This is a genomic window from Priestia sp. MDV22-iso46 (assembly GCF_058629175.1).
The window spans coordinates 347,007-372,011 of record NZ_JBZVWT010000002.1 but is presented as its reverse complement, the minus strand read 5'-3'; the positions used below and the strand labels follow the sequence as shown (position 1 = coordinate 372,011).

Below are 25,005 nucleotides of genomic sequence, written 5' to 3'. Positions count from 1 at the left end.
CGTAACCTCCAACTACTCTTCGTGAACTGTATCTATTAATTGAATTATAGGATAAGTTATCCTGTGTGTAAAATTTGTATATGCTATGTAAAGATTTTGTTCAAGGCTATTCTTTCCTTTTTAAAGTGATATAATGCGTTTGGGCTCTAGCTTGTAAACGGAGAGGCAATGAGGTTGTACCATATCCGTTACTGACAAAAAGAGGAATCTTTCGTTTTTCTTTCAGCCCTCCTAATTCATACATACCAAAATTAAATAAGCGTATCTGTCCCCCGTGTGTATGTCCGCTCAAAATTAAATCTACTTTTGATTCTTCATCTACATAATAGATAACATCAGGATTGTGGCTTAGAAGAATGGTAAGCTGTTCAGGTTCAATGGAAGAAACAGCTCTCTTTAGATTTATCTGACCTTCTGATAAATCATCTACCCCCGCAAAATGGCATGTAGTACCATATTTAGAAATGGCAAAGACATGCTCGTTTTTAAGGGCAATAACTCCTTCATCTTTAAGCATCTGCTTCAATTGCATTTGACTTACTTCGTAATCATTATTTCCCCACACAAAATAGACGGGTCCTAGCGTTTTAAGCTTTTGAATATTTTGACGAGCCCGCAATAAAGGGACTCCTCCTTCTAATAAATCACCGCCTATGATCACAAAATCTACTTCGCCCGGTATTTTTTCCAACAGCTTCGACGAAACTGTTCGCTTATGTATATCCGATATAAAAAACAGGCGCAAAGGCTGCTGATTTTCAGGAAATCTTGATAAATGAATCGTTCTTTCTTCGACATATGTACGATGGGCTTCTGAAAACATAAAAATCAGCAAGCCTATGCCTAACGCTAAAACAATTAAAAGAATAACCATATATTCTCCTTCTTTTCATTTTATACCCGGTGTGTTTCTGTTAAAGAAGAAAGGGCATAAATTATCGCAATTGTTAACAAACCTACTACTTGATAAAGCGCAATTGCACTTAACGATAAAATTCCTATCACACATAGACATGAAACAAGGTATTCATGCCATTTTACCTTATAGCCTTTTAGAAGCAACCGACTTTGCAGAAACACTTTACGAACTGCCGCCGACAGGCAAAAAAGAGCCGTAAAAAACAAGATTATAACACTAAACACATCTAACGGATGTAAAATCATTTGAATAAGTAAATAGGTTAACGAAGCTTTTGAGCCTACAGCCGTTAAACTGCTGATATAATAACTGCATAACCACGCAGCCAGCAAGTTAAACCAATCCCTCACAAAAAAACCCCCTTCACTAAACTTCTATGTAAAAAGAGGCTTTTTCATGCGATTCTATTTGTTTTCATGATATAAATTAATTCCATAGGTTGACTGCATCCAGCGGAACGTTTCTTTTCGGTGCTCCCATGTTTCAGGCGTCGCCCATAACTCTTTGCTTCTTTTAATAATCTCACAGCGCAAATCTTGAAAAGTCTTTTCTGCTTTCTCGCTTTTTTTCCGCAGCTGTACAGTATAAAAGTAAAGTGAGACGGTAAGCAATAGAAACATCAAATGCCCCATGTTGCCTAACAAAAATGAAAAAAATTCGCTAAACGTCGTAAAAAAACCGCTTTGAAATATGAAAAAAAAGTAGCTAATAACAGCCGTTACACTGGCTAAAAACAAGAGCTTCCATTGTTTCTCTTTAGCTTTCAGCTTATTGACTGTCTCTTTTCTTTTAATAACGCTCGCTAATATATATTGAAGTGTTTCATCGCTTTCAAAGTCTATCACTTTGTTTTCCATCATTCCACCCCCTCGTATGCTAGTACAACATATGAGGGAACATAAAAGATTATGTGGGTAGCACTGAAAATAATGGCTGTTTCCTTAACCTTTACTGCATTAGTTCTTCTGGCTGTGCAGATTCCCCTTTTGATTTTCGTATCTGCAGGCCTAATAAAAAATCAATGAGAAAATGAGTAAAAATCGTGACATACAAATTTTCAGTCCAACAAAAAAGTAACCCTATTAAAAAGCTTAAAAACACAACCGAAATAAAAAGAAACCACTTTTTTAAATATCGAATGTGAACGAGTGCAAATACGATACTCGCCCAAAAAAGGCCAAACTGAACTTGTATAACCCCTCGAAATAGTATTTCTTCTGAACATGCAACGATTAGGCAAATAAGAACCAGATGAGGAACAGAACGATTAGCAAATAAACGTTCATTGATCCCTCCGTCATCGTATAAATGCTCAGGTACGCATTTCATTAGAAGTATATCTCCTCCTACTACCAAGAGAGCTGTCCCTCCCCCGTACAATAAAATAGAAGACCAATCCAGCTGAAAAAACTGCAAAAAGGAATTCCACGAATCGAATGTAAAAAAACCGATGCCTAAAGCAATGAAGCAGATGAGCAGCTGTGTTACATATAAATTTTTAACTAGCTCTGCATCTGTCATGGATGAAATAAGCTCTTGCTGTGATTTTACCATTATATCTCTCCTTGACGAAGCAAACGAGCTAATTCTAATTCCCAGCCTTGAAATGTCCATTGCTCCTGCTCACCATTTGTTTTTTTATAGTTTTCTAAATCCAAGCCGCAGCAATCGCAACAATTCTCAAGCTCTGATTTTCCCGTTTCATCGAAATAGCCAAGCAGCACGTGACGACGGCATTCTTTTGTCTCAATAAACCCCTTCATCGCACGATACTTGTCATGTTTGTTTCGAAGACGTTTATTTACAGCTGTAACAATCGTTTCATGCAGCGATTCAGGAATTTTCCAGGGTTCAACATGTTCATTTTCCACTACATTTTCTCTGTACAAATAATAACGAATAAATCGCCAATGTGTTTCTTGAACACCCACTGTATAAAGAAAGTGAGACTCTACTTGTTTTAAAGGAATGGCCTGATCATGGTTTCGTAAATACGACAAGCAGTATAAGATGGTATCTGAAGAAGGAAGCTCAATTTCAAGTAAAGAATGAGCAAAATCATCGTCTCCTTCAGCATAAAGCAAGATCGCAATACTGTTTCGCTGATCGCGTCCACTTCTTCCAATTTCCTGTACATATGCTTCTAGCTGCGTAGGTGTATGAAAATGAATAACAAAGCGAACATTCGATTTGTTAACCCCCATTCCAAATGCACTTGTGCAGCAAATGATATCAAGCTGATTTTCTAAAAATTGCTGTTGAACAAGCATTCTTTCATTCGGTTCCATTCCCCCATGGTAATACTGCACTCGCTGTATCCCATTTTCCTTTAGAAGCTGTGTTAATGCTTCTGTCCAAGATCGGCTGGAACAATAGATAATTCCCGGACCTTGCAGTTCACTAACGTACATCAGTAACTTCTCTTTTTTTTCTTCAATACTTGCAACAAAATCAACTTTCATCGCAATATTACTTCGATTCATGGAATAGATGTGCTCGTTGACAGCAGGAAGCGATAAGTAGCGCTTAATATCTTCCACTACTTCCCTAGTCGCAGTTCCCGTTAATGCCAGACATAGCGGACTGCCAAGTTCCTTCCATATATCTCCTAGCTGTAGATAATCTAAACGAAAATCATGTCCCCACTGAGAAATACAGTGCGCCTCGTCCACAACGAAAAGGCCTACCTTTGCCTGCTTTAATGCTTCTACTACAACAGCATTTTGCAAAATTTCAGGAGATGCATAAATAAAACGATAAAAAGCTAAATTTTTTAGCGCTCGTTGTTTTTCTTCTTGTTGTAGGAAACTATTTAAGGCAATAACTCGCTTTTCTCCGCTTGCCTTTAGTTGTTGAACTTGATCTTCCATCAGTGAAATTAAAGGAGATACAATCAGCACCGGTCGGTTCAACAAATAAGCTGGGAGCTGATAGCACAATGATTTTCCTGTTCCTGTAGGAAGAACCGCTAACACATTATGACCCGTTAAAATATCTTGAATAATCTCTTTTTGTCCTAGTCGAAATTGGCTATAGCCAAATTGTTTCTGTAGAAGTTGTTCTATCTTCACATCAAACACCACTTTTTTTAGTATCAGGTAAAATGTTTTGCTAATACGAGACGAATCTGAAAATAGGTAACGTCGTCTTTTACTTCTTCCTTTATCACCTTTAATTTATTTGTACGCAAACCTTCAAAGGCTGAGACAATTTCTTCCTGCTGCTTAGGCGATACGTATGCATCGATTGAAAAAGATGGAACAAACAGAGCTAATTCTGCAATATGATCTTCAATTGTACTTTCTTTTAAACGCCTTATATAAGCAATTTCTTCAAGCGTCTTGCCTTTTTGAAGCCAGCTATACGTTTTTAACGTCGAGCTTGTCAAAGGCAATTCTAAATATAGATCACGTAAAAAAGAAGAAAGTACATGAAAGCTTTCATTATTTTTACTCACTTTTTCAATGATATGGTGAATAACCCCTAAAAGTTGAATATGAACATAATGCTCATCGAGTTCATATTGATATGCTAACTGATTTTTTGTAAAGCCTACTCTTTGGTATCCAGTCAGTTGCAAAACAAAAAGAGACGCGTCCCGTTCCGTACAACCTTTCAAGCACGTTCGGAGCTCTTCGAATAGCTCGGCCGCTAACTCTTGACGCGTTTGCTTTTGAGACATAATATAAGTTTTGACCCATTGAATAACCTCAGGATTTTTGGAAATGGGTAAAAACCCTTTTTGAAAATACTGTAGGTTTGATAAGGTCTGAATGAACAAAGTGATTCTTGCTAAAAATAATTGAGTACTGCTTGCGAATTTCCATCCGTCTAAAGCTGGATGAAAGGGTCGAGCCGTCAGTTCATCTTCAAGGCGTGCTTGTCCCTTATCTGTCATCACATACTTTTGATTTTCAGTTTCTTCAATATACTGCTGTTCTTTTAAATATGCAACGCAGGTTTCAAAAGACCGTTTATCTAAGTAAACAAATGACTGAAAAAGAAACGAAATTCCAAAAATTTTTCCGTCTTGAATCGTTTGAGCTGACTTTTTACCTGTTAATAAATGATAAATACCATAGGCGGTTCGCTCACCTTTTAACTGTTTTATACAAAATAAAATGCTAACTTGAATATAATTCAAAGGTGTCAACTTCCTTTCTCATTCATTGTACCAAAAGTGACCAATAGCATGTGAGATAAAGGCTTTTTAGCTCTTTCCTTTATGTATCAAAACGTTTGGGTAAGTGAAGAAACCTTGATTTGATAAGCATTCTCAGTGACTTTTCTATTGAAAAGTTTTATAAATCATTTTACAATGAATAAGGAGAAATTTCACTCTTGATTCGCGAAGAGATTATATAATGAGAAATTTTCGAACACTTTACAGGAGGTCTTGTTATGCCAAAATATACAATTGTTGATAAAGATACTTGCATCGCATGCGGCGCTTGCGGAGCAGCAGCACCAGACATTTATGATTATGATGATGAAGGTATTGCATTCGTAACATTAGATGATAACCAAGGTGTAGTAGAAATTCCAGAAGATCTAGAAGATGATATGATGGATGCAATGGAAGGCTGCCCTACGGATTCAATTCGCGTAGCGGATGAAAAATTCGAAGGCGATGCTAATAAATTCGAATAAGTATTGAGCAAACCTGTAGTGTACATGCTGCAGGTTTTTTTATATATAAAAATCGCCCTCCCCGGGAGAGCGATTGAATTAAACAGCAATGCGACGCGTGATCCATTGCTTCATTTTTGAAAACAATAAGACAAAGATAACCCCTGTTGCTGCTCCTTTTATTAAGTTAAACGGCAAAATACCTGCAACGATATATTGACGTGCTTGTTCACTAGACATTTCTGGCGATTGTAAGAAGATTGTATACGCTGGTAAGAAGACATAATAATTTAAGACAGCCATGAGTACCGTCATTACCACCGTACCCGTAACCAAACCTATCGTTACGCCTTTAGCCGTTTTAAATCGGTTGAACATGTATGATACAGGAAGAACGAACAGTAAACCAGCCACAAAGTTCGCCACTTGACCAACTGGAACCCCTGTAGCACTTCCTTGAATTAAATAATTCAATAAATTTTTTATTCCTTCTACTATAACAGCAGCCATCGGTCCGAATACAAGTGCTGCTACGAGTGCAGGAATTTCGCTAAAATCAATTGTTAAAAACGGAGGTAATCCAGGAATTGGAAAATTAATCATCATTAAAATATAAGCAATACTACTTAACATTCCTAGTACAACCAGCTTTTGAGTTTTCTTACTTTGTTGCATCTTGCCTCTCTCCTTCTTTGTGATCCACTCTTCAAAGAAGAAAGGTTCAACTTTATATCCCCACGCAAAAACCTCCCAACAAATGATTCGTTGAGAGGAGACATGGCAGGCATATTTAATAAACGTTCATCACATTAGGTTTTGAACGCTGAACCTCCACCTTCTCCCATCCAGACTGTACTGTCGGCTTTGGAGTTTCACCAAATCTGCTCGTATGTATTACATATAAGCTCGCGGGCTCAAAACAATTTGTTTTTTACCGCCGGTCGGGAATTTCACCCTGCCCCGAAGATAGACCAATATTTAATTATGAATTTATTATATGTTATCTCGAATTAAAAGTAAATAAAGAAGTTTTTTAATTCATATTAAATTGATGTCTTTTATAAACTTCATTACTGTTTTTATATGTAAAATAAGGAAATAAGTGCATAACCAACAGCGTTATGACATATTTATAGTTCCAATTTACGCTTATAATTGTGTATTTGATAACTAATCGTAAAGTTTGAAAAATACAATTGACAGAATTTTTTTAACATGGTAAATTATCAAATATTTGATGATAGTAAAATCCAAGGGAGATGTTCACGTCATGTATAATGTGTTAGTAGCTGATTCAATTAGCAATGAAGGTCTTGCTCCACTACTTGAAGCTCCTCATGTGAATCTTACGCGAAAAAAAGTTGAAGAAGTTGAGAATGATTTGCATACGTACGATGCGCTTTTAGTACGGAGTGCTACGACGGTTACAGAGGATTTGCTGGCAAAAATGCCGAATTTAAAAATTGTTGCTCGCGCTGGAGTTGGGGTCGATAATATTGATATTGAAGCCTCAACCAAACGAGGGGTTGTCGTTATTAACGCGCCGAACGGAAATACCATTTCAACGGCGGAACATACATTTGCTATGATGGCTAGCTTGTTTCGTCATATCCCCCAAGGAAATGCTTCAGTTAAAGCGCGCGAATGGAACCGCTCAGCATTTGTTGGAACAGAGCTTAATCGTAAACACCTGGGCATTATCGGATTTGGACGAATTGGCTCAGAACTTGCCAAACGCGCAAAAGCCTTCAATATGAGCGTTCACGTTTACGATCCTTTTTTAACCTCTTCCCGAGCTGAAAAGCTAGGAGTAGAACTATTATCCCTGGATGAATTACTAGCAGCAGCGGATGTAATTACCGTGCACACTCCGCTTACGAAAGAAACAAAGGGATTGCTCAATCATGACACATTAGCCAAAACAAAGAAGGGTGTGTTTTTATTAAACTGCGCGCGCGGCGGAATCATTGATGAAAAAGCCTTAGTTCATTATTTAGAAATTGGCCATGTTCAAGGTGCAGCTATTGACGTATTTGAAGTTGAGCCGCCGATTGATAACCCTTTGTTACATTTTGATCAAGTTATTACAACTCCCCATTTAGGAGCTTCTACAAAAGAAGCCCAGCTTAACGTTGCTGAGGACGTGGCACATGACGTTCTGCGTTTTCTAGAAGGTAATCCTGTAAGCTCATCCATTAATTTGCCAACGCTTTCTAAAGAAGTTTTTGAAAAAATTCAGCCGTTTACGAGCCTTACTAAACAAATGGGAGCCATTTTATCTCAATGCATGCGAGAACCTGTTCAGCATATCTCTATCTCCTACGGAGGTACAGTGACGGATTTGGAAACCACTTATATTACACGGAGCTTGTTATCAGGCTTTTTAACTCATCGGATCGACTCACCTGTTAACGAAGTCAATGCTTCTATGATTGCCAAAGAACGAGGAATTACATTTGGTGAAAAAACATCGGAAGATACGCAAGGATATTCCAATATGATTGACGTTACCGTAACAGGGGAACAGCGTATATTTACCATTACGGGCACCTATATAGCAGGCTATGGACCTCGAATTATTAATATTGATTCGTTTGATATTGATTTTTATCCGGAAGGACATCTTCTTTATATCCGTCACAGTGATCAGCCCGGAGTTATTGGAAATGTAGGGAAAGTACTTGGAGATTTACGTATTAACATTGCTACCATGCAAGTGGGCCGTAAGCAAAAAGGCGGAGAAGCCATTATGATGCTTACGTTTGATAAACTTTTAGATGATTCTGTCATTTCCTCGTTAAAACAAACAAGCGAAATTGTGACCATACAGCGTATTGAATTGTGACATTAAAAAAAGAGCCTTAGCGGCTCTTTTTTTATGGACTTATCTTTAACACTTGTCCTGCATTTAACATCGTATTTTCTAAATGATTCCACTTTCTTAGCTGATCAATATCTACTTCATATTTGACTGCGAGCTCAGATAATGTATCTCCTTGATGGATAAGAATACAGTTATCAGAAGTCTGATGTAACTGCTGAAAAACCGTGGCAGCTAAATCGCTTTTTACGTATGCCGATAGTTTTTGCTTGTCCAATTTGGCAAGTGGGTTTACTGCATTGGTTTTATCCGGATTCCAACTTTCTTGATGAACTTCAAAATGCAAATGTGCACCTGAAGATCGCCCTGTATTGCCAACTCGTCCAATGTTTTGACCTGCGGCTACACGATTTCCTTCTGCAACAAAACGTTCCTCTAGATGAGCATAGACCGTTTCGTATCCATTTGTTTGTTTGATAAAAACAACCTGTCCGTATGTATTTGAATAGTAAGAGCGGCTCACCACTCCTTTTGCAACAGCATACACCTGTGTACCAACAGGTGCTGCTATATCAATTCCAAAGTGTTTGGCGTGACGAGAACCAAATATATCAGTTAAGACTCCTTCAACCGGCCACTCCCACTGCTTCTCTTCTGCTTTTACCATTTGCCCGCCCAAAAATAAAAGACCTATACACAATCCCATTACTAATACAACCAATATTCTTCTTAACACGTCAATCATGAAGAAAGAACCTCCTATGTAGATCATTGCACACAAAACATACTATATGCCAATTCCTTCTCTTTTAGACTTGTTTATAGAAAAAATAAAGAGATGTGATTTTCCACTGAATCACATCTCTTTGCTATTCTTATTATTTCAGCCGAACAAACTGTTATTTAGCATGTGCTTACTTTGGCAGTTTAATAAAGAAAGTTGTTCCTTCATTTAATTCACTTTCAACCGCAATGATCCCTTGATGTGCCTCCACAATATTTTTGGCGATTGCAAGCCCAAGACCAGTTCCTGACTTCCCTCTTGTTCTGGCTTTATCCGCTTTATAAAATCGTTCAAATACAAATGGAAGATCTTCTTTCGGAATGCCTGCTCCTGTATCTTGAACAGAAAGATGGATTTCGGATTGACTTTTATCAAGATGCAGCTTTACTTCTCCGTAGTCATCCGTATGACGAATCGCATTATCAATTAAGTTTGTCAGCACTTGTTCCATACGGTCTGAATCAATCATCGCTTCAAATTCATCTTCTATTTTTCCATTAAGAGACAGTTTAATATGTTTTTCTTTAGCTAACCCTTGAAACTTACGCAAAACACGTTCTGTAAATTCAACCATTGCTACAGATTCTAAGTGAAGCTGCACATGTCCCGCTTCCATTCGCGCCAAATCTAAAAGTTCATTTACAAGCCGGCCCATACGGAGTGATTCATCATAAATCACCTGTGCAATTTCTTTCTTTTCTTCATCCGTACTTGCAATATCGTCAATAATAGCTTCACTATAACCTTGAAGCATAGAAATAGGTGTACGCAATTCATGAGACACGTTTGCAATAAAATCTTTTCTCGATTTATCAAGTTTACGCTCTTCAGACATATCACGTAGTACAGCTACAGCACCGCGAATTTTCGTTTGATTATAGAGCGGTGACATTAAAATGACCCACGTTTTCCCTTGAATTTTCAATTCTGCACTTCGCTCCGTTTCAGTCTCTACTACCGTTTGAAACAAATGGACGACGTTTGCTGGAAGCTCAGGGACCTGCTGATTGTTGACATCCTGCTCGTAATACCAAGTCTGAAGAAAATGCTCCGCTGGAGGATTGGTAATTAAAATCGATCCGTCTCTACTAAACGTAATAACACCGTCTGCCATACTGCTTAAAATACTTGAAAGCTGCTCTTTTTCCTGATTGAGCGCATTGAGGTTAAACTTTAACTGCCTGCCCATTTGATTAAAAGCAATCGCTAACTCTCCAATTTCATCGTGAGTTAAAATAGGTACTTTTGTATCAAAGTTGCCTTTTGTTACTTCAAATGCCGCCTGCCTCATTTTTCTAAGAGGCGCTGTAATTCGAGTGGATAAGAAAAAAGCAAAGATAGTAGTTAAAATAATAGCAATACCTGCAGCCAATAAAATGAACTTAGTCGTATATTGAGCGGGTTCTTCAATTTCAGAAAGAGATTGATACAAATAAACGCCGCCTGTTGGTTTGTTATCTTTCATTAAAGGTACACCGACAACAAACATTAAAGGCTCATCACTCGTGTCTTTCTTTGTAGTCATGTACATTTTTTCCCGTATTACTTTACCTTTTTCAACCACTTGATTTAGCTGATCGTTTTGTTTAACAATGGCCGAAATAGCTTTCTTATTTTCTTTATCAGGATGTGTGGAATGCCAATAAAAATCTTTGTCTTGAACAATAACTACACTTGCTTGGTCTGCAAGTTCACGAGCAATCGATAGTCCTAGTTTTTCATCGTCCGTTTCCTGCACAATGGTAGAGATTTTAGCAGCCGTTTTAGTTAAACGGTTTTCTGCATCTACAACATGATAATTTTCAAAAAACTGAAGCAGTAAAATGGTCAAAATAAATAAAACAAGCGTGACGAGCAATAGGATAGTAAACCATAGTTTACCAACTACACTTCTCCAAAACATCAGTTATTTTCAACCTCAAATTTATACCCTACTCCCCAAACGGTTACAATCATTTTCGCCGCTTGTGACGATACACGATTTAACTTTTCACGCAAACGCTTGACGTGCGTATCTACCGTACGAAGATCTCCAAAGAAATCATAATGCCATACTTCACGCAGCAGCTGCTCTCTGTCATATACTTTATCTGGCGTTTTTGCGAGATAGCATAATAATTCATATTCTTTTGGAGTTAAGTTAACTTCTTTTCCGTCTGCTGTAACGCGATGTGCATCATTATCAATCGTTAAGTGATCAAAGACAATAAGATTTTTCACGCTCGTTTCTGGTTGAATAAACGTTGCTTGAGAAGAACGTCGAAGCAGTGCTTTTACGCGAAGAACCACTTCTCTTGGGCTAAACGGCTTAACGATATAATCATCTGTACCTACTTCAAACCCTTGGACTCTGTTTACTTCTTCCCCTTTAGCTGTAAGCATGATAATAGGAGTTGCTTTTTTCTCCCGAATTTGTTTACAAACCTCAATACCGTCTATGCCGGGCATCATTAAATCTAATACAATCAAATCATAATCTATGTGTAACGCTTTTTCGATTGCTTCATGCCCATCGGCTGCTTCTTCAATGATGTATCCTTCTTTTTCTAAGTACATTTTTAACAATCGTCTAATGCGATCTTCATCGTCTACTAGCAGTAATCTTTGTTCGTTTTGCATGTATTTTCAACCTCCTAGTCTTAGTGTACAAAAAAAAACCGGCGAGTTCTACTTATGATACCCAAACAATGTGACAATTCGTGAACACCTTTACAAAAAACAGCTTTTTTTACCCAAAAGAAGCTGAGACGCAACGAAATCCATGCAATCTACAGCTGAATAAATAAAATAAAGAAGCTAGTAGGGATCGCTTGTTGCACGGCTATAAGCACCTACATACATGAACCCTACGTTCACCATCTCAATGAAAAAATCCGAACGAATGAGATTCTCCATCAAGAATCTCATTCGTTCGGATCTTCCTTCAACTAAAATATCTTTGTTTCAGCCTCTATTCTATTTTTAAAGGTTACGCATATGAATGTAAACCTGCAATAATTAGGTTCACAGCAACTAAGTTGAACATAATGATGGCAAACCCGCCAACTGCCAGCCAAGCTGATTTTTCACCGTGCCACCCTTTAGACAGCCGAAGATGAAGAAAAGCGGCGTAAAATAAAAAGGTGATCAGCGCCCACACCTCTTTAGGGTCCCACCCCCAAAAGCGCGTCCAGGCCATCTGAGCCCAAATCATAGCGAAAATAAGTGCTCCTAGTGTAAAAATAGGAAATCCAATCGCCACTGCTCTGTAGCTTACTTCATCAAGCAAGTCGCTGTTTACCTGCTTCACAAGCGGCTGCAGCGCAGCTCCAATTCGCTTCCGTAAAATAAGACGAATCAGCCAATATAAGACAAAGCCACCGGCTAACGACCAAATAACCGTATTTAATTTTTTAGCATTGATAATAGCGGGCATATCAATAAGCGGCTGTATATCGTTCCCGTCTGTCCACTCACTTTGATGCGGTCCCACTAGCGGAACCATATGATATACGACTTGCTCTTGTTCTCCACTTTTATTAACCCAATTAAATGATGACTCGTAGTGAGCCGCATTAAAAGTCAGCGTCACCGCTACAAACCCAAGCGTACTAATAAGCGTATACAGGATGAATTCCAGCCAAAATGCTTTTTTATTTCGCTTGGATTGGTCAATCGTTTTGATTAAATAAATCAATCCTGCAACAAAGCTAATGGAAAGCACGGCTTCACCCGTAGCAGCAGTTGTAACGTGAATATGCAGCCAATTCGTTTGGAGAGCCGGTATCAGCGGCGTAATTTCAGTTGGAAACATGCTTGCATAAGCAATGATCAAAAGAGCCACCGGCAATGCAAACAGTCCAAGCATGCTAAGACGATAAATAAAGTAAATAACAATAAATGCGCCAACAAGCATCATGCCAAAAAACGTCGTAAATTCAAATAAATTACTAACAGGAGCGTGGCCTGATGCAATCCACCTTGTAATAAAGTAGCCAATCTGTGCAATAAAGCCGATGATGGTAACCGCAATTCCAAACGTTGCCCACTTTGTTTTCTTTTGAGCTGCTCGCTTATCTCGAATAGCTCCTCCGAAAAAAAAGGTTGCAACTAAATAAGCAATAAACGCCACATACAGTAAATTACTACTTATACTCGCGTAATCCATGCTTTTTCCTCCTATTTTGTTTCTTTATCATTTTGGTCCTTCAGCTGTGTAAGGGATGTTGATTCTAATAAACCATTTAGTTCTTTTTTAAGCCCATACCAGTTTTTATTTGTATGTGCGGCCAACCATATCTCATTATTGACTTTTTGAATCCACATGCGGCGATGATTCCAATACATCCCTTGAATCACACCAATCATAAAGATTGCTCCGCCAATTCCTAAAAACCAAAGCGTATAGTCTCTGCGAACGGTTAATCCCGTTACATTTTTCGTTTCCACACCAGCAAAGGTCATTTTATAATCGTTATTTCCTAGCGGCTCCAAGTTCTCTCTAATTCCAACAAAAGCAACTTCCCCTTTTTTATGCTGAGGCGTAATCATTTTAAATACAAAAGCCGGATTGTTAGGCACTCTGGTCTTTGTATTTGGATTTCCTTCATCATCAAAGAAAAAGTCTGGAAAGTAACTCATGAGCTTGACTTTATATCCGTTTTTTAAATCATATGTTTCTTTTGGATTATGTAAATCTACTGTAAGTGAACCAACGTTTCTATTTGCATTTTTATCTGTTAAATGGAAAGACATAGAGCTAAACTCATTTAACTTGAAGTCCACTTGGTACATGGCATATCCTTCAAACTTAAGCGGCTGATTCACCCGAATCTCTGAATCTTTTATTTTCTTTAACTTTGGATCTGCTCCCGGTATAAGCTTTCCTTCGCGCTTATACAAACTAACATCCGCTTCATATTTTTTGGCTACTTTATTATTCCCTGCACGATCAATTGCTTCTTGGAACACGGCGCTTTCGCTATCTTTATCATACGTTTCAACAGTAAAACGATGGTTTTTCAAAAAATACTCTCCGTTCGTCCCAGGAATAACTTTTGTTTCACCTTCACGGATCCAAAGAACTTCATCTATATACATACCTGGTACAAATCTAAGCATAGCACCTAGTAAAAAGATAATGAGACCGATATGATTAATATATGGACCCCATCTTGAGAAGCGTCCTTTTTCAGCCAGCAGATTGCCGTTTTCTTCACGAATGGAGTATCTTCTTTTTTTAAGCATGCTTTTTACATGTTCATAATCTTGATCCGTCCACAATGATGAAGTGCTATATAAACGCTGTCTTTTTAAGAAGTTTGGATGTTTTGTTACACTCTGCTTTTTTAGAGCTCGGTACAAAGGCACGACTCGATCTAAACTGCAAATGACTAACGACATCCCTAAAGCAGCAATTAAAAGCAAGTACCACCACGATTCATAGAGATGATGAAAACCTAACTTATAATAAAGTTCTCCTGTCCATCCATATTCCTTTTGGTAATACTCATCTGCTGTCACATTAGGAGGTATGTAAGCTTCTTGAGGATAAATGGTTCCGACTGCAGACGCAACAAGCGTCACAATAATGATCCAAATACCTACTTTTACAGAAGAGAAAAAGTTCCATATTTTATCGATAACTGTTTTATTGTACGTTTGCGATCGCCTTGCGCTTCCTTCATAACGCATATCTACTAATTTATCAGTTGTTTCTTCTGCAATCGGCTTACCACAGGCTTCACACAAAATCGTACCATGCGGGTTAACGTGTCCACATTCACATTTTACGTGTTTCATTGTCAACACTCCCTATGGTTTAATTTCTTCCATATATTCTTTTATTTTAGATTCTTCCAATCCCCCAATAAAACTGTCTACAATCTTTCCGTTTTTATCAATTAAAAATGTAGTCGGCAGAGGATCTATTCCGTATGCACCCAAAACTTGTGAATCTTTATCCATCAAAATCGGAAAAGATAGCTCATATTGTTTAGCAAATTGCTCTACTGCTATATTCGTTTCTGCAACGTTAACAGCTAGAATTTCAACACCTTGCTTTTTATATGATGCATACTGCTTCTCCATAGCCGGCATCTCTTGTTTACAGGGCTTGCACCATGTTCCCCAAAAATTCAAAAAAACTCCTTTGCCTTTGTAATCTGATAGCTGATGAGTTTCTCCATTAACATCTCTTAATATAAAGTCAGGTGCCTTATCTCCTACTGATACCTTTTGTTTATCAGCAAAAAATTGAGCATAAAGGGTATATCCAACCGCGCACAGCAAAACTGCCAATATAACTGTTCGAATAATCAAGCGCTTTTTTTTCATGGCACGAACTCCTTTTAACCGCTTTCAATACGCTTTTTTCTATCATTATATCATTTTTGTGGTAGTGGCTTTCCAATAATATTTCGACGTTTCTGTGAAGTCTTCCTCTCATTCTACAAGTTCGACATTTTTTCAAAAAACCTTGCTTGTTTTTCTAATTCACGACATTTTTCATAAAAAAAACAGGTAAGTGAAAATTACTTACCTGTTTGAGACATTGAATATAATTGTTTGACTTCATGCGCTGTAAGCTCACGAGCTTCGCCTGCATTTAATCCGCGTAAATCTAAAGGTCCGTAGCGTTCACGTTTTAATTTTAAGACAGAATGCCCAATTGCATCGAACATGCGACGTACTTGACGATTTTTCCCTTCATGAATCGTCAATTCCACAATCGCCGTCTGCTTGCTTTTATCAATAGAAAGAACTTTTGCACGAGCTGGTGCTGTTTTTCCGTCCTCTAGCATCACACCGCGCTGCAGCTGTCTGATTTTTTCACGACTTGGAATTCCTTTAATTTTAGCCACATAAACTTTATCCACTTCAAATTTAGGGTGCATTAGCTGATTAGCAAATTCACCGTCGTTTGTTAAAAGAAGTAAACCCGACGTATCATAGTCTAGACGTCCAATTGGATAAATTCTTTCTTCTACATGTGGAAAGAAGTCAACGACTGTTTTTCTTCCCTTGTCGTCGTTAGCAGCTGAAATTACGCCTCTTGGTTTGTATAACATAAAATAAACGGGCGCTTCGCTTTCTACCGGCACTTCGTCTACTTCAATTTTATCGTTAGGACCTACTTTCGTGCCCAATTCTCTTACAACTTTTCCATTTACTTTCACTCGGCCTTGGCCGATTAATTCTTCAGCTTTACGTCTTGATGCTACACCTGCGTGAGCAATCACTTTTTGTAATCGTTCCATTAACACTTCACCTCTTGTAACATCTTACTTGTTTACGAAGTAATACACAAGTCTATTTGCCACTCAGAGGTAGAATTTTCGATTTCTTACCGGCCAAACACAAGGATTACAATGACAACTGAGGCAATAATTCCTACCAAATCTGCCAGTAAACCAACCTTCAGCGCATCTCCCATTTTTTTAATGCCAACCGCTCCGAAATAAACCGTTAAAATATAAAATGTGGTATCTGTACTTCCCTGCATGGTCGATGCCAAACGACCGATAAAAGAATCAGGTCCGTATGTAGAAATTAGATCCGTCGTGATACCAAGAGCAGCCGTTCCAGATATCGGTTTGATAAGAGCTAAAGGTACAATTTCAGCCGGAACGCCGACTGCTTGCAGCATAGGTTTTAAAATAGATAAGAAAAAATCAAGGGCTCCTGAAGCTCGAAAAATAGAGATGCTCACTAACATGCCGACTAAGTAAGGAATGATGGAAAAAGCAATTTGTAATCCGTCTTTCCCTCCCTCTACAAACTTTTCATACGTAGGAATTTTTTTATAGGTTCCATAAAGTAAAATGCATCCTACAATAAGAGGAATAAACATCAATGATACTTGATTAAGCATAGTCATTTTCGTTTTCCTCCTTTTCGTGTACGTCGATAATAAAAGAAGCGATCAATGATGATAGCTCCTATCGTAGCTACAACAGTTGCTAAAAGTGTGGTACCGACAATTTCAGTAGGATTAGCCGAGTTATACGTAATTCGAATTGCAATAACTGTGGTTGGTATAAGTGTTAAACTGGTTGTGTTAAGTGCTAAAAGTGTGATCATAGAACGGCTTGCTTCGTCTCTATCGCCGTTTAGCTTTTTAAGCTGCTCCATCGCTTTAATGCCAAGAGGAGTTGCCGCATTCCCGAGTCCAAACATATTCGCCATCATATTGGACAATATGTACCCTAAGGCCGGATGATCTTTTGGAACATCAGGGAAAAGTCTTGTAATGATGGGTCGAAACAGTTTCGCTAACTTGTCGAGAAGCCCTGCACTTTGAGCAATATTCATCATCCCTAACCAAAAGACCAGCACGCTGATTAACCCAATGCTGATGGTCACTGCTTCGCCTGCTCCTTGAAAAATTGCTTTATTTACATCACCAATTTTTCCATTTATAATCGCAAAAACAATTCCGATAATGGTCAGCAGCATCCAAATAATATTAACCATCTGTTTTGGCTCCAGACTGAATAAACATTAATCGCTTCACTTTATCAAAAAAACCTTTTTGCTGCTCGGACTGCTTTTCGAAATAAATTGGAACACTGTCAATCGTCTCTCCACTTCTATAAATATCGAGCTTTCCTACCACATTTGGAACTTCCCCTGTTTCTTTCCACTGCTTTTTAGGCTGAATTAACGTTGTTTTCACTTCTACAGAACTTTGTTCTTTCTTTGTGAGAGGATAGACGACATTTCGTTTAATATACAACTGATCTTTATAGAAAGAATCCTTTATATCTGCCAATTCTCCTTTTGCAGCTAAACTGGTCATATCATATTTATCAAATGCATTTTCATACATGGAAATGTGATCGTTCCAATCATCTGGGGCATTGATCGTTACAGCAATTAAATCCATTCCATCTTTTGTAGCAGTTGTCACAAGCGTTCGTTTTGCTAATTTTGTATACCCTGTTTTTCCGCCAGTACAGTATGCATACAGTGTTGTCAGCAGTTTATTTTTGTTTTTCCACACTCGATCCCATTTCTCTTCAGGATGCTTCATTCGATAGACTTTTGTTCCTGAAATCTCTTTGAAAATTTTATTATTCATTGCATAGCGCATGAGCAGAGCCATATCGTGCGCGGTTGAGCGATGATTTTCATGATCGTCTAATCCATGCGGATTTTGAAATGTTGTATTTGTCATGCCAATTTCTTCTGCTTTTTTATTCATCAAATAAACAAATCCATCTTCGCTTCCTCCAACGGCTTCTGCGATAGCTACAGCAGCATCATTACCTGAACGAAGCATCAAGCCATATACTAAATCTTTTAATTTTATTTTTTCACCTTCAACTAAATACACAGAAGAACCTTCAACACCAACTGCGCTGTGGCTCACGGTAACTGTTTTATTTATTTTGCCAGATTCAATCGCCAGTATTGCTGTCATAATTTTTGTAATGCTAGCAATTCGGCTAACTTGATCTGCATTTTTAGCATATAACACTCTCCCTGATTTCTGTTCCATCAAAATAGCACTATGAGCACTTACGCTCCCCGCTGCAGATGATGTGGAAGGCCAACCGCTGAGACATAGCAATACAATAAATAGATAGATGATACTTTTTTTGCTTCTTTTCATGTCATCCCCGTCCCTCTACCTGTTTGTACAAGTTTATGCTCGTCTTTTTTGGTTATGAATGAAAAGATTTGTCCATACAAAAAAGAACATAGAAAAAACTCTATGTTCTTTTACATTTTCACTTCATTTCTTGAAACGATTGAAAAAACAAATCTGCTTCTTGATCGGTTCCTTCTTGTAATAAATCTTCTGGAAGCGGCGGCAGCTCTTCGATACTTTTAAGGCCAAAATAGCCTAAAAATTCTTTTGTCGTTCCGTATAAGATGGCCCGCCCTGCGCCTTCCGCTCGTCCCACTTCTTTTAATAAAACCTTTCCAATTAAAGTTTGAAGAGGTCTTTCCGTTTTCACTCCGCGAATCTCTTCGATTTCAGCTCTTGTAATTGGCTGCTTATACGCTACAATAGCTAACGTTTCAAGCGCTGCTTGTGATAATGATTGATTAGCGGGAGCTTCTACGAGCTTCTCAATATATGGTGCATACTCTTTTTTTGTGACAAGCTGATAGGCCCCTCCTATTTCAACAAGTGTAACTCCTCTGAACTTACACTCTTGCTCTAAGCTCTCCAAAGCACCTTGAATGTCTTCATGAGGCTTTTCTATAATCTCAGCTAACCGGCTAATGGATAGACCTTCATCACCAGAAACAAAAAGTAAGCTCTCAATAATAGCCTGTAGATTATTCGTTGTCATTCCTCTTCATTCCTTTCTCGATACGATACATAAAGCTCGTCTAGATTGTGCTGCTGTTCCACAACGATTTCATTTTCTTTCATTAATTCCAGCACAGCTAAAAACGTTACAACAATATGATCACGCTCTTGATAAGGAAACAGCTGATAAAAACTTTTTTTCCCTTTAAAGGCTTTTAATTCGTTCACAATTTCACTCATGCGCTTATCAATTGGAATGTCTTGCCTTGCTATTTTCGTCTGCATAGGCTTTTTGTTTTGCTTTCGTTTCATCAACTTTTGAAAAGCACTTAGCATATCATACAGTGATATATCCAATCCTTCATCCTGAGGCTGCGTACGTTCTTCTGCATTTATTTGCACATTACTTGGAGGTTTTGTATACACATGACTTTGGTCTTCTTCCAGCTTTTGAAGCTCTACCGCCGCTTCTTTAAACTTTCGATATTCAATTAAGCGCTGCATCAATTCTTCACGCGGATCTTCTTCATCGACCATTTCAATTTCATCCATATCTTCTTCATACGTAGGCAGAAGCATTTTACTTTTAATTTGAAGCAAAGTTGCTGCCATGACTAGATACTCACTGGCAACGTCTAGCTGAAGCTCATTCATTGTATGTATAAACATCATATATTGCTCAGTAATTGTCGCTACTGGGATATCGTAAATATCAATTTCAAATCGGTTAATCAAATGCAGAAGAAGATCTAAAGGTCCTTCAAACGCATCTACTTTTACACTATACTCCACTTTTATCTCACCAACACTTTTCAATTGCTTATCATTTCTGCTGCTTTATATAACGTTACTATCATTAGTATAGAGGATTATAGACACATGTCCAATACAAATTAACGTAAAAATAGGTCATTTGCCCATACAAAAAGTTTAAATATACATATGATGTCAAGGTAATAAGATTTTGAAATGGCTGAAGGAGGAACTCGCATGGGTGAAAAATCTTGTGGATACGGTAGCGGTTTCGCTTTAATTGTTGTACTGTTTATTTTATTAATTATTGTTGGTTGTTCTTGCTTACGCTTCTAACCACACATATTGAATAAAAACAAACGTGTTCGCCATACCTTGAGCACGTTTGTCTCTTTAAAGGCACCGCGCTGATGAATAGCTAATTTTTGTGATACACTACATATAGAGTCTTACCAGGAGGGAACAAGATTGTATTCACAAGCCTATATTGATTATTTAGTTCATTTTCATGGCGACCGGGATTACTTTGAATGTCATGAACTGCTAGAAGAACACTGGAAAAAAGACGAAAGAGGACACCGCAATATTATTTGGGTTGGCCTTATTCAAATTGCTGTTTCACTCTATCATCATCGACGCCAAAATTTCGCCGGAGCCAAAAGAACGATGCAAAAGGCGCTGGCAATTTTAACGAAGGAAGAAGAAAATATTGCACAGCTTGGACTTAATTATCCTTCACTGCTTAAACTTCTTCGCAAACAATTAGCTTTAATCGATACCTATCAGCCATATAAAAGTATTAACTTGCCCATTGAAGATCCAGCATTATTACGAGCTTGCAAACAAAGAAGCACTGATAAACAGCTTGTCTGGTTATCAGCTTCTAATCTGCAAAATGATGCGATTGTTCATCGTCACAGCACGCGAGATCGGTCAGATGTGATTGCGGAAAGACAAGCGAACTTATTGGCAAAACAAAACAACAGGTAGCTTCTAGCTACCTGTTGTTTTATGATGACTAAGATGTGAAAGAAGCTTTCGCACCTCACCTAATCATGCTTTTCTTTATTCATCCGCCTGACACTTTTCATAAAACGGAGCGATGATTTCACTCGGCTTAATTTGTGCAGTCGTATACATTTCTTTAAGAGCTTTAATCATTTTTTTGCCAATGCCCTGTTGGCGGTGTGAAGGGTTTACACTGACGTGTTGAACCTCAATCAAACTTTTATCGAGCATGGAAATGCCAACAATCCCAATAATATCTTCTTCTTGCTTCCAAAGATACAGCTGCCAATGTTCGTTTTGCTCATATTCTTTCATCGTTTGTTGAAGTTTTTTTAAATCTTTTTCCGTAGGTACAAACGATAGAAGACCCATGGCAATTTTTTCATAGTTTCGTTTATAGCGAATAAGCATACGATTCTCCCTCGTCCTCAAACTTTCCTACAAATTAATGCGCTGCGTTTTTTACTGCTTTTATCATACAAAATTTATAAGTAAATAGCAATATTACACAAAAGCTTGTCCTATGTCATGCGTGTATGAGAAACCTAATCTATTACGCTTTTTGAGCTGTTGCGCGAAGAAAAAACGCCGTAACCCCCTGTAAAAGGTTGTTATGACGTTTTATTAGCTAATATCCATTTATAGCAGTATGCTCTTATTCTTCCCAGACTTTTACTTCTTTCATTACGTCGCCATTTTTCATTTTTAACACTGTATCAAGTCCTTCTGTTACTTTTCCAAATACAGTGTGAACACCGTTCAAATGAGGCTGTGGCTCATGAACAAGAAAGAACTGACTGCCGCCTGTGTCTTTACCAGCATGTGCCATTGATAGAGAACCCGCTTCGTGTTTGTGAGGGTTTCCTTCTGTTTCACATTTAATTGAGTAGCCAGGGCCGCCAGCACCTGTACCAGTTGGGTCTCCTCCTTGAGAAACAAATCCAGGGATAACGCGGTGGAACGTTACGCCGTTGTAGAATCCTTCATTAGCTAACTTTTCAAAGTTTTCTACTGTTCCTGGTGCTTCGTTCGGAAATAAATCGATTAGAATTTTTTCGCCATTTTCCATTAGAATACTTGCTTTTTTCATATGAATGACCTCCAATATATGTATTAGTACCGCTATAGGCTCTGTTTTCCCTATCAAAGCGGCAAAACGTAAAAATTGTAAGTGCCACCTAGAGTAGAACACTTACATTTATAAACTCACTCTATTCTACTACAAACAAGCTCATGAATTCAATGAATGCACTTTTTCACTTTCTTCTCGTAGGGCTCTAAATAAAAAATAGTAGTTGTGAGATGAAACTTTTTATAGTATCATCCGTCTAATACAGTGATGGAGATACATAGATTTCATTTCATATAGAAATCTACGCCTCTAGACTGATTTATGGGAAAATGATGAATTGACTCTGTTACTTCAGACCTGCCCGTATTATAATAGGGCAAGTATGGGATTAAAGGAGGAAAAAGGTTTGAAATTAACGATAAAAGCAATGATGGTGACATTAGGTCTTCTTCTATTCCTAACCGCACCCTTAAAAAGTTTTGCAGATGCCGCTCCGGGCGATGTTATTATTACATTAGGTCAGGACTTAACCAGCTCTCAGAAGCAACAGGTATTAAATGACCTTGATGCGCCAAGCAATGCTCAAACAGTAACCGTGACAAACCAAGAAGAGCATGAATATTTAGGTGACTTTATTCCAAAGGCTACTATTGGATCTCGTGCTATTTCATCTTCTAGTATTACCCTTGGTTCAAAAGATTCAGGTTTAAGCGTATCAACTCAAAATATTAATGGTATTACAGACGACATGTATATTAATGCTTTGATGACCGCCGGCGTTAAAGATGCAAAAATCCAGATTACCGCTCCATTTGAAGTATCTGGTACAGCTGCTTTAACAGGTATTATGAAAGCATATGAAGTTCAAACAGATCAAAAAATCCCAGAAGAAGTAAAAAAAGCAGCCAATGAAGAGATGGTCCAGACATCTGAGCTTGGTGAAAAAATCGGTAAAGAAAAAGCAGCGCAGTTTATGGCAACGATTAAAGAAGAAATTGCCAAAGAAAATCCTCAAACAAAGGACGATTTACGCACGTTAATTCAGCGAGTGGCTGATGATTTAGGTATTAAATTAACAGATTCAGAGCTTAATACACTTGTTGACTTTTTCAATCGTTTAAAAGATATGAATATCGATTGGAATCAAGTAAAAGACCAACTTTCCGCGACAAAGGAAAAAGTAACAACATTTCTTCAGTCAGAAGAAGGCCAATCATTTCTTGATAAATTAAAGCAATTCTTTGTTGATATTATTAATGCTATTAAATCGTTATTCTCATAAAAAAAAGAGCCTCTTGAACAAGAGGCTCTTTTTTTTACGTTAATCACTCGTTACTTTTTTACCGTCACTTTGTATTTCACGTCATTTTTTACAATGTCTTCATACGTTTCGCGTTTTACGACTAGCTGTGCTTCTCCATCTTCTACGAACACGACAGCTGGCTTTGGCAAACGGTTATAGTGACTTGCCATAGAATAACCGTATGCGCCTGTACAAAACATCGCTAATAAATCATCTGGGTTTGCTTTTGGAAGGTGTACATCCCACATCAGCATATCCCCCGATTCGCAGCACTTACCCGCAATAGATACAAGCTCATCACTCTCATCATTCATTCGATTGGCAATGACCGCTTCATATTTCGCTTGATACAGCGCAGGACGGATATTGTCGTTCATTCCTCCATCAATGGCTACATATTCACGTACATTAGGTACATGCTTACGAGAACCAATTGAATACAGAGTAGTTCCAGCATCTCCTACAAGAGAGCGGCCGGGCTCAATCCAAATTTCAGGGATTTCTACCTCTAACTGTTTAGACTGCTTTTTGACCTCTTCTATAATAACTTCCACATACTGCGAAACAGGAATAGGCTGATCTTCTTCCGTATAACGAATGCCAAAGCCGCCGCCTAAATTTAATACTTGCGGAACAAATTCTATACGTTGTTTCCACTCTTTCATTTTTGCAAAAAGCTTTTGAGTCGCCATAATAAATCCGGTTGTTTCAAAAATTTGAGATCCTATATGACAGTGAATACCTAAAAGTTCTAGCCCCTTGCTATTTTGCACAAGACGCACAGCTTCGTCTGCTTGACCGTTTTGAAGATCAAACCCAAACTTCGAGTCTTCCTGCCCTGTCAAGATATAATCATGTGTATGAGCTTCAATGCCGGGTGTTAATCTGAGAAGAACAGGCATCTTTTTTTGATACTGTTCCGTTATTTCCTGAAGCAATGCAATTTCATAAAAATTATCAACTACAATGCATCCTACATCTTCTTTGATGGCCATTTCTAGTTCTGCTCGGCTTTTATTGTTTCCATGAAAATGAATCCGTTCTTTCGGAAAGTCAGCTGCTAAAGCCGTATACAGTTCTCCTCCCGAAACAACGTCTAACGAAAGACCTTCTTCATGAACGACTTGGACCATGGCAATTGTAGAAAAAGCTTTGCTTGCATAAGCGACCTGTGCTTTTACCCCATGCTTTTCAAATGTTTCTTTAAATCCTCTAGCACGCTGCCGAATTAAAGCCACGTCATATACGTAAAGGGGTGTCCCAAAATTTGATGCTAATTCAACCGTATCAACTCCACCAATTTCAAGATGACCCTGCTTATTTATGCGACTTGTTCCGTGTAAAAACATGTTTAGACCCCGTTCCTGTGTATAGTGTAAAAAAGACAGTTAACGGCAATTTGCTGCTAACTGTCTAAATATTTATTATTTTCCATATTTAAAACAAATCTATCACATCTTCATACAGGTT

The 25,005-nt window shown here is 38.1% G+C and carries 27 protein-coding genes and 1 riboswitch; of the genes, 5 read left to right on the top strand and 22 right to left on the bottom strand.

What is annotated here, in order from left to right:
- Positions 1-106: 106 nt before the first annotated feature.
- The 6 genes from AC4NPH_RS13865 to AC4NPH_RS13840 form a co-directional block, all read right to left on the bottom strand.
- Complete coding sequence (locus AC4NPH_RS13865; protein ID WP_063672637.1) at positions 107-874, bottom strand: metallophosphoesterase; 768 nt, start codon at positions 872-874, stop codon at positions 107-109.
- Between the two features lie 20 nt (positions 875-894).
- Positions 895-1,269 (bottom strand): hypothetical protein, encoded by a 375-nt coding sequence (locus AC4NPH_RS13860; protein ID WP_013059041.1) that lies wholly within the window; start codon positions 1,267-1,269, stop codon positions 895-897.
- Positions 1,270-1,323: 54 nt separating this feature from the next.
- Entirely contained in the window at positions 1,324-1,779 is a 456-nt protein-coding gene (locus AC4NPH_RS13855) for a DUF2663 family protein (RefSeq protein WP_063672639.1), read from the bottom strand.
- A gap of 88 nt (positions 1,780-1,867) precedes the next feature.
- Entirely contained in the window at positions 1,868-2,473 is a 606-nt protein-coding gene (locus AC4NPH_RS13850; RefSeq protein WP_098239138.1) for a CPBP family intramembrane glutamic endopeptidase, read from the bottom strand.
- The gene (locus AC4NPH_RS13845; protein WP_063672643.1) at positions 2,473-3,990 is read right to left on the bottom strand and encodes a RecQ family ATP-dependent DNA helicase; all 1,518 of its coding nucleotides are present in this window, start codon (positions 3,988-3,990) and stop codon (positions 2,473-2,475) included. The genes AC4NPH_RS13850 and AC4NPH_RS13845 overlap by 1 nt, the downstream gene beginning before the upstream one ends.
- Before the next feature lie 23 nt (positions 3,991-4,013).
- Positions 4,014-5,063 carry a YpbB family protein gene (locus AC4NPH_RS13840; RefSeq protein WP_013059045.1) on the bottom strand — a complete coding sequence of 350 codons (1,050 nt, stop codon included), beginning with the start codon at positions 5,061-5,063 and terminating at the stop codon, positions 4,014-4,016.
- Positions 5,064-5,320: 257 nt separating this feature from the next.
- Here AC4NPH_RS13840 and AC4NPH_RS13835 point away from each other — a divergent pair, with 257 nt between their 5' ends.
- A complete protein-coding gene (locus tag AC4NPH_RS13835) occupies positions 5,321-5,569 on the top strand; it encodes a ferredoxin (RefSeq protein WP_013059046.1) in 249 nt (82 codons plus the stop codon).
- Between the two features lie 78 nt (positions 5,570-5,647).
- Here AC4NPH_RS13835 and AC4NPH_RS13830 read toward each other — a convergent pair whose 3' ends face one another.
- On the bottom strand, positions 5,648-6,223 hold the full coding sequence (locus AC4NPH_RS13830) for an ECF transporter S component (protein ID WP_013059047.1): 576 nt from the start codon (positions 6,221-6,223) through the stop codon (positions 5,648-5,650).
- Positions 6,224-6,377: 154 nt separating this feature from the next.
- A riboswitch (FMN riboswitch) is annotated at positions 6,378-6,520 on the bottom strand.
- Positions 6,521-6,818: 298 nt separating this feature from the next.
- Between AC4NPH_RS13830 and serA the strand changes: the two genes are divergently transcribed.
- The gene (serA, locus tag AC4NPH_RS13825; protein ID WP_055992936.1) at positions 6,819-8,393 is read left to right on the top strand and encodes a phosphoglycerate dehydrogenase; all 1,575 of its coding nucleotides are present in this window, start codon (positions 6,819-6,821) and stop codon (positions 8,391-8,393) included.
- 31 nt (positions 8,394-8,424) lie between these two features.
- On the opposite strand, the gene AC4NPH_RS13820 is transcribed toward serA, so the two are convergent.
- From AC4NPH_RS13820 to AC4NPH_RS13765, 12 genes are all read right to left on the bottom strand, one after another.
- Positions 8,425-9,114, bottom strand: a complete 690-nt coding sequence (locus AC4NPH_RS13820; RefSeq protein ID WP_013059049.1) for a peptidoglycan DD-metalloendopeptidase family protein — start codon at positions 9,112-9,114, stop codon at positions 8,425-8,427.
- A gap of 169 nt (positions 9,115-9,283) precedes the next feature.
- Positions 9,284-11,056 (bottom strand): ATP-binding protein, encoded by a 1,773-nt coding sequence (locus AC4NPH_RS13815; protein ID WP_028410715.1) that lies wholly within the window; start codon positions 11,054-11,056, stop codon positions 9,284-9,286.
- Positions 11,056-11,772 (bottom strand): response regulator transcription factor, encoded by a 717-nt coding sequence (locus tag AC4NPH_RS13810; RefSeq protein WP_013059051.1) that lies wholly within the window; start codon positions 11,770-11,772, stop codon positions 11,056-11,058. Before AC4NPH_RS13810 ends, AC4NPH_RS13815 begins: the two co-directional genes overlap by 1 nt.
- A 349-nt stretch (positions 11,773-12,121) precedes the next feature.
- A complete protein-coding gene (gene ccsB / locus AC4NPH_RS13805; RefSeq protein ID WP_013059052.1) occupies positions 12,122-13,300 on the bottom strand; it encodes a c-type cytochrome biogenesis protein CcsB in 1,179 nt (392 codons plus the stop codon).
- Positions 13,301-13,311: 11 nt separating this feature from the next.
- Complete coding sequence (gene resB, locus AC4NPH_RS13800) at positions 13,312-14,934, bottom strand: cytochrome c biogenesis protein ResB (RefSeq protein WP_013059053.1); 1,623 nt, start codon at positions 14,932-14,934, stop codon at positions 13,312-13,314.
- Positions 14,935-14,946: 12 nt separating this feature from the next.
- Positions 14,947-15,468, bottom strand: a complete 522-nt coding sequence (gene resA / locus AC4NPH_RS13795; protein ID WP_013059054.1) for a thiol-disulfide oxidoreductase ResA — start codon at positions 15,466-15,468, stop codon at positions 14,947-14,949.
- Between the two features lie 197 nt (positions 15,469-15,665).
- Positions 15,666-16,391 carry a pseudouridine synthase gene (locus tag AC4NPH_RS13790; protein WP_013059055.1) on the bottom strand — a complete coding sequence of 242 codons (726 nt, stop codon included), beginning with the start codon at positions 16,389-16,391 and terminating at the stop codon, positions 15,666-15,668.
- Between the two features lie 86 nt (positions 16,392-16,477).
- Entirely contained in the window at positions 16,478-17,011 is a 534-nt protein-coding gene (locus AC4NPH_RS13785) for a spore maturation protein (RefSeq protein ID WP_013059056.1), read from the bottom strand.
- Positions 17,008-17,607 (bottom strand): nucleoside recognition domain-containing protein, encoded by a 600-nt coding sequence (locus AC4NPH_RS13780; RefSeq protein ID WP_013059057.1) that lies wholly within the window; start codon positions 17,605-17,607, stop codon positions 17,008-17,010. Before AC4NPH_RS13780 ends, AC4NPH_RS13785 begins: the two co-directional genes overlap by 4 nt.
- Positions 17,600-18,748: a D-alanyl-D-alanine carboxypeptidase family protein gene (locus tag AC4NPH_RS13775; protein ID WP_029320329.1), complete on the bottom strand. Its 1,149-nt coding sequence runs from the start codon at positions 18,746-18,748 to the stop codon at positions 17,600-17,602. Before AC4NPH_RS13775 ends, AC4NPH_RS13780 begins: the two co-directional genes overlap by 8 nt.
- Before the next feature lie 118 nt (positions 18,749-18,866).
- The gene (gene scpB / locus AC4NPH_RS13770) at positions 18,867-19,439 is read right to left on the bottom strand and encodes an SMC-Scp complex subunit ScpB (RefSeq protein WP_013059059.1); all 573 of its coding nucleotides are present in this window, start codon (positions 19,437-19,439) and stop codon (positions 18,867-18,869) included.
- Positions 19,436-20,191 (bottom strand): segregation/condensation protein A, encoded by a 756-nt coding sequence (locus tag AC4NPH_RS13765; protein WP_013059060.1) that lies wholly within the window; start codon positions 20,189-20,191, stop codon positions 19,436-19,438. Before AC4NPH_RS13765 ends, scpB begins: the two co-directional genes overlap by 4 nt.
- Positions 20,192-20,389: 198 nt before the next feature.
- Here AC4NPH_RS13765 and AC4NPH_RS13760 point away from each other — a divergent pair, with 198 nt between their 5' ends.
- Both AC4NPH_RS13760 and AC4NPH_RS13755 read left to right on the top strand, forming a co-directional pair.
- The gene (locus tag AC4NPH_RS13760) at positions 20,390-20,488 is read left to right on the top strand and encodes a YjcZ family sporulation protein (protein ID WP_170836726.1); all 99 of its coding nucleotides are present in this window, start codon (positions 20,390-20,392) and stop codon (positions 20,486-20,488) included.
- Between the two features lie 132 nt (positions 20,489-20,620).
- On the top strand, positions 20,621-21,142 hold the full coding sequence (locus AC4NPH_RS13755) for a DUF309 domain-containing protein (protein ID WP_014458309.1): 522 nt from the start codon (positions 20,621-20,623) through the stop codon (positions 21,140-21,142).
- A gap of 75 nt (positions 21,143-21,217) precedes the next feature.
- Here AC4NPH_RS13755 and AC4NPH_RS13750 read toward each other — a convergent pair whose 3' ends face one another.
- Positions 21,218-21,571 (bottom strand): GNAT family N-acetyltransferase, encoded by a 354-nt coding sequence (locus AC4NPH_RS13750; protein WP_013059063.1) that lies wholly within the window; start codon positions 21,569-21,571, stop codon positions 21,218-21,220.
- A gap of 244 nt (positions 21,572-21,815) precedes the next feature.
- Entirely contained in the window at positions 21,816-22,250 is a 435-nt protein-coding gene (locus AC4NPH_RS13745) for a peptidylprolyl isomerase (RefSeq protein WP_013059064.1), read from the bottom strand.
- A 388-nt stretch (positions 22,251-22,638) separates the two neighbouring features.
- On the opposite strand from AC4NPH_RS13745, the gene AC4NPH_RS13740 reads away from it, so the two are divergent.
- On the top strand, positions 22,639-23,514 hold the full coding sequence (locus AC4NPH_RS13740) for a DUF1002 domain-containing protein (RefSeq protein ID WP_013059065.1): 876 nt from the start codon (positions 22,639-22,641) through the stop codon (positions 23,512-23,514).
- Positions 23,515-23,564: 50 nt separating this feature from the next.
- Here AC4NPH_RS13740 and lysA read toward each other — a convergent pair whose 3' ends face one another.
- A complete protein-coding gene (lysA, locus tag AC4NPH_RS13735) occupies positions 23,565-24,884 on the bottom strand; it encodes a diaminopimelate decarboxylase (protein ID WP_013059066.1) in 1,320 nt (439 codons plus the stop codon).
- Between the last annotated feature and the right edge of the window lie 121 nt (positions 24,885-25,005).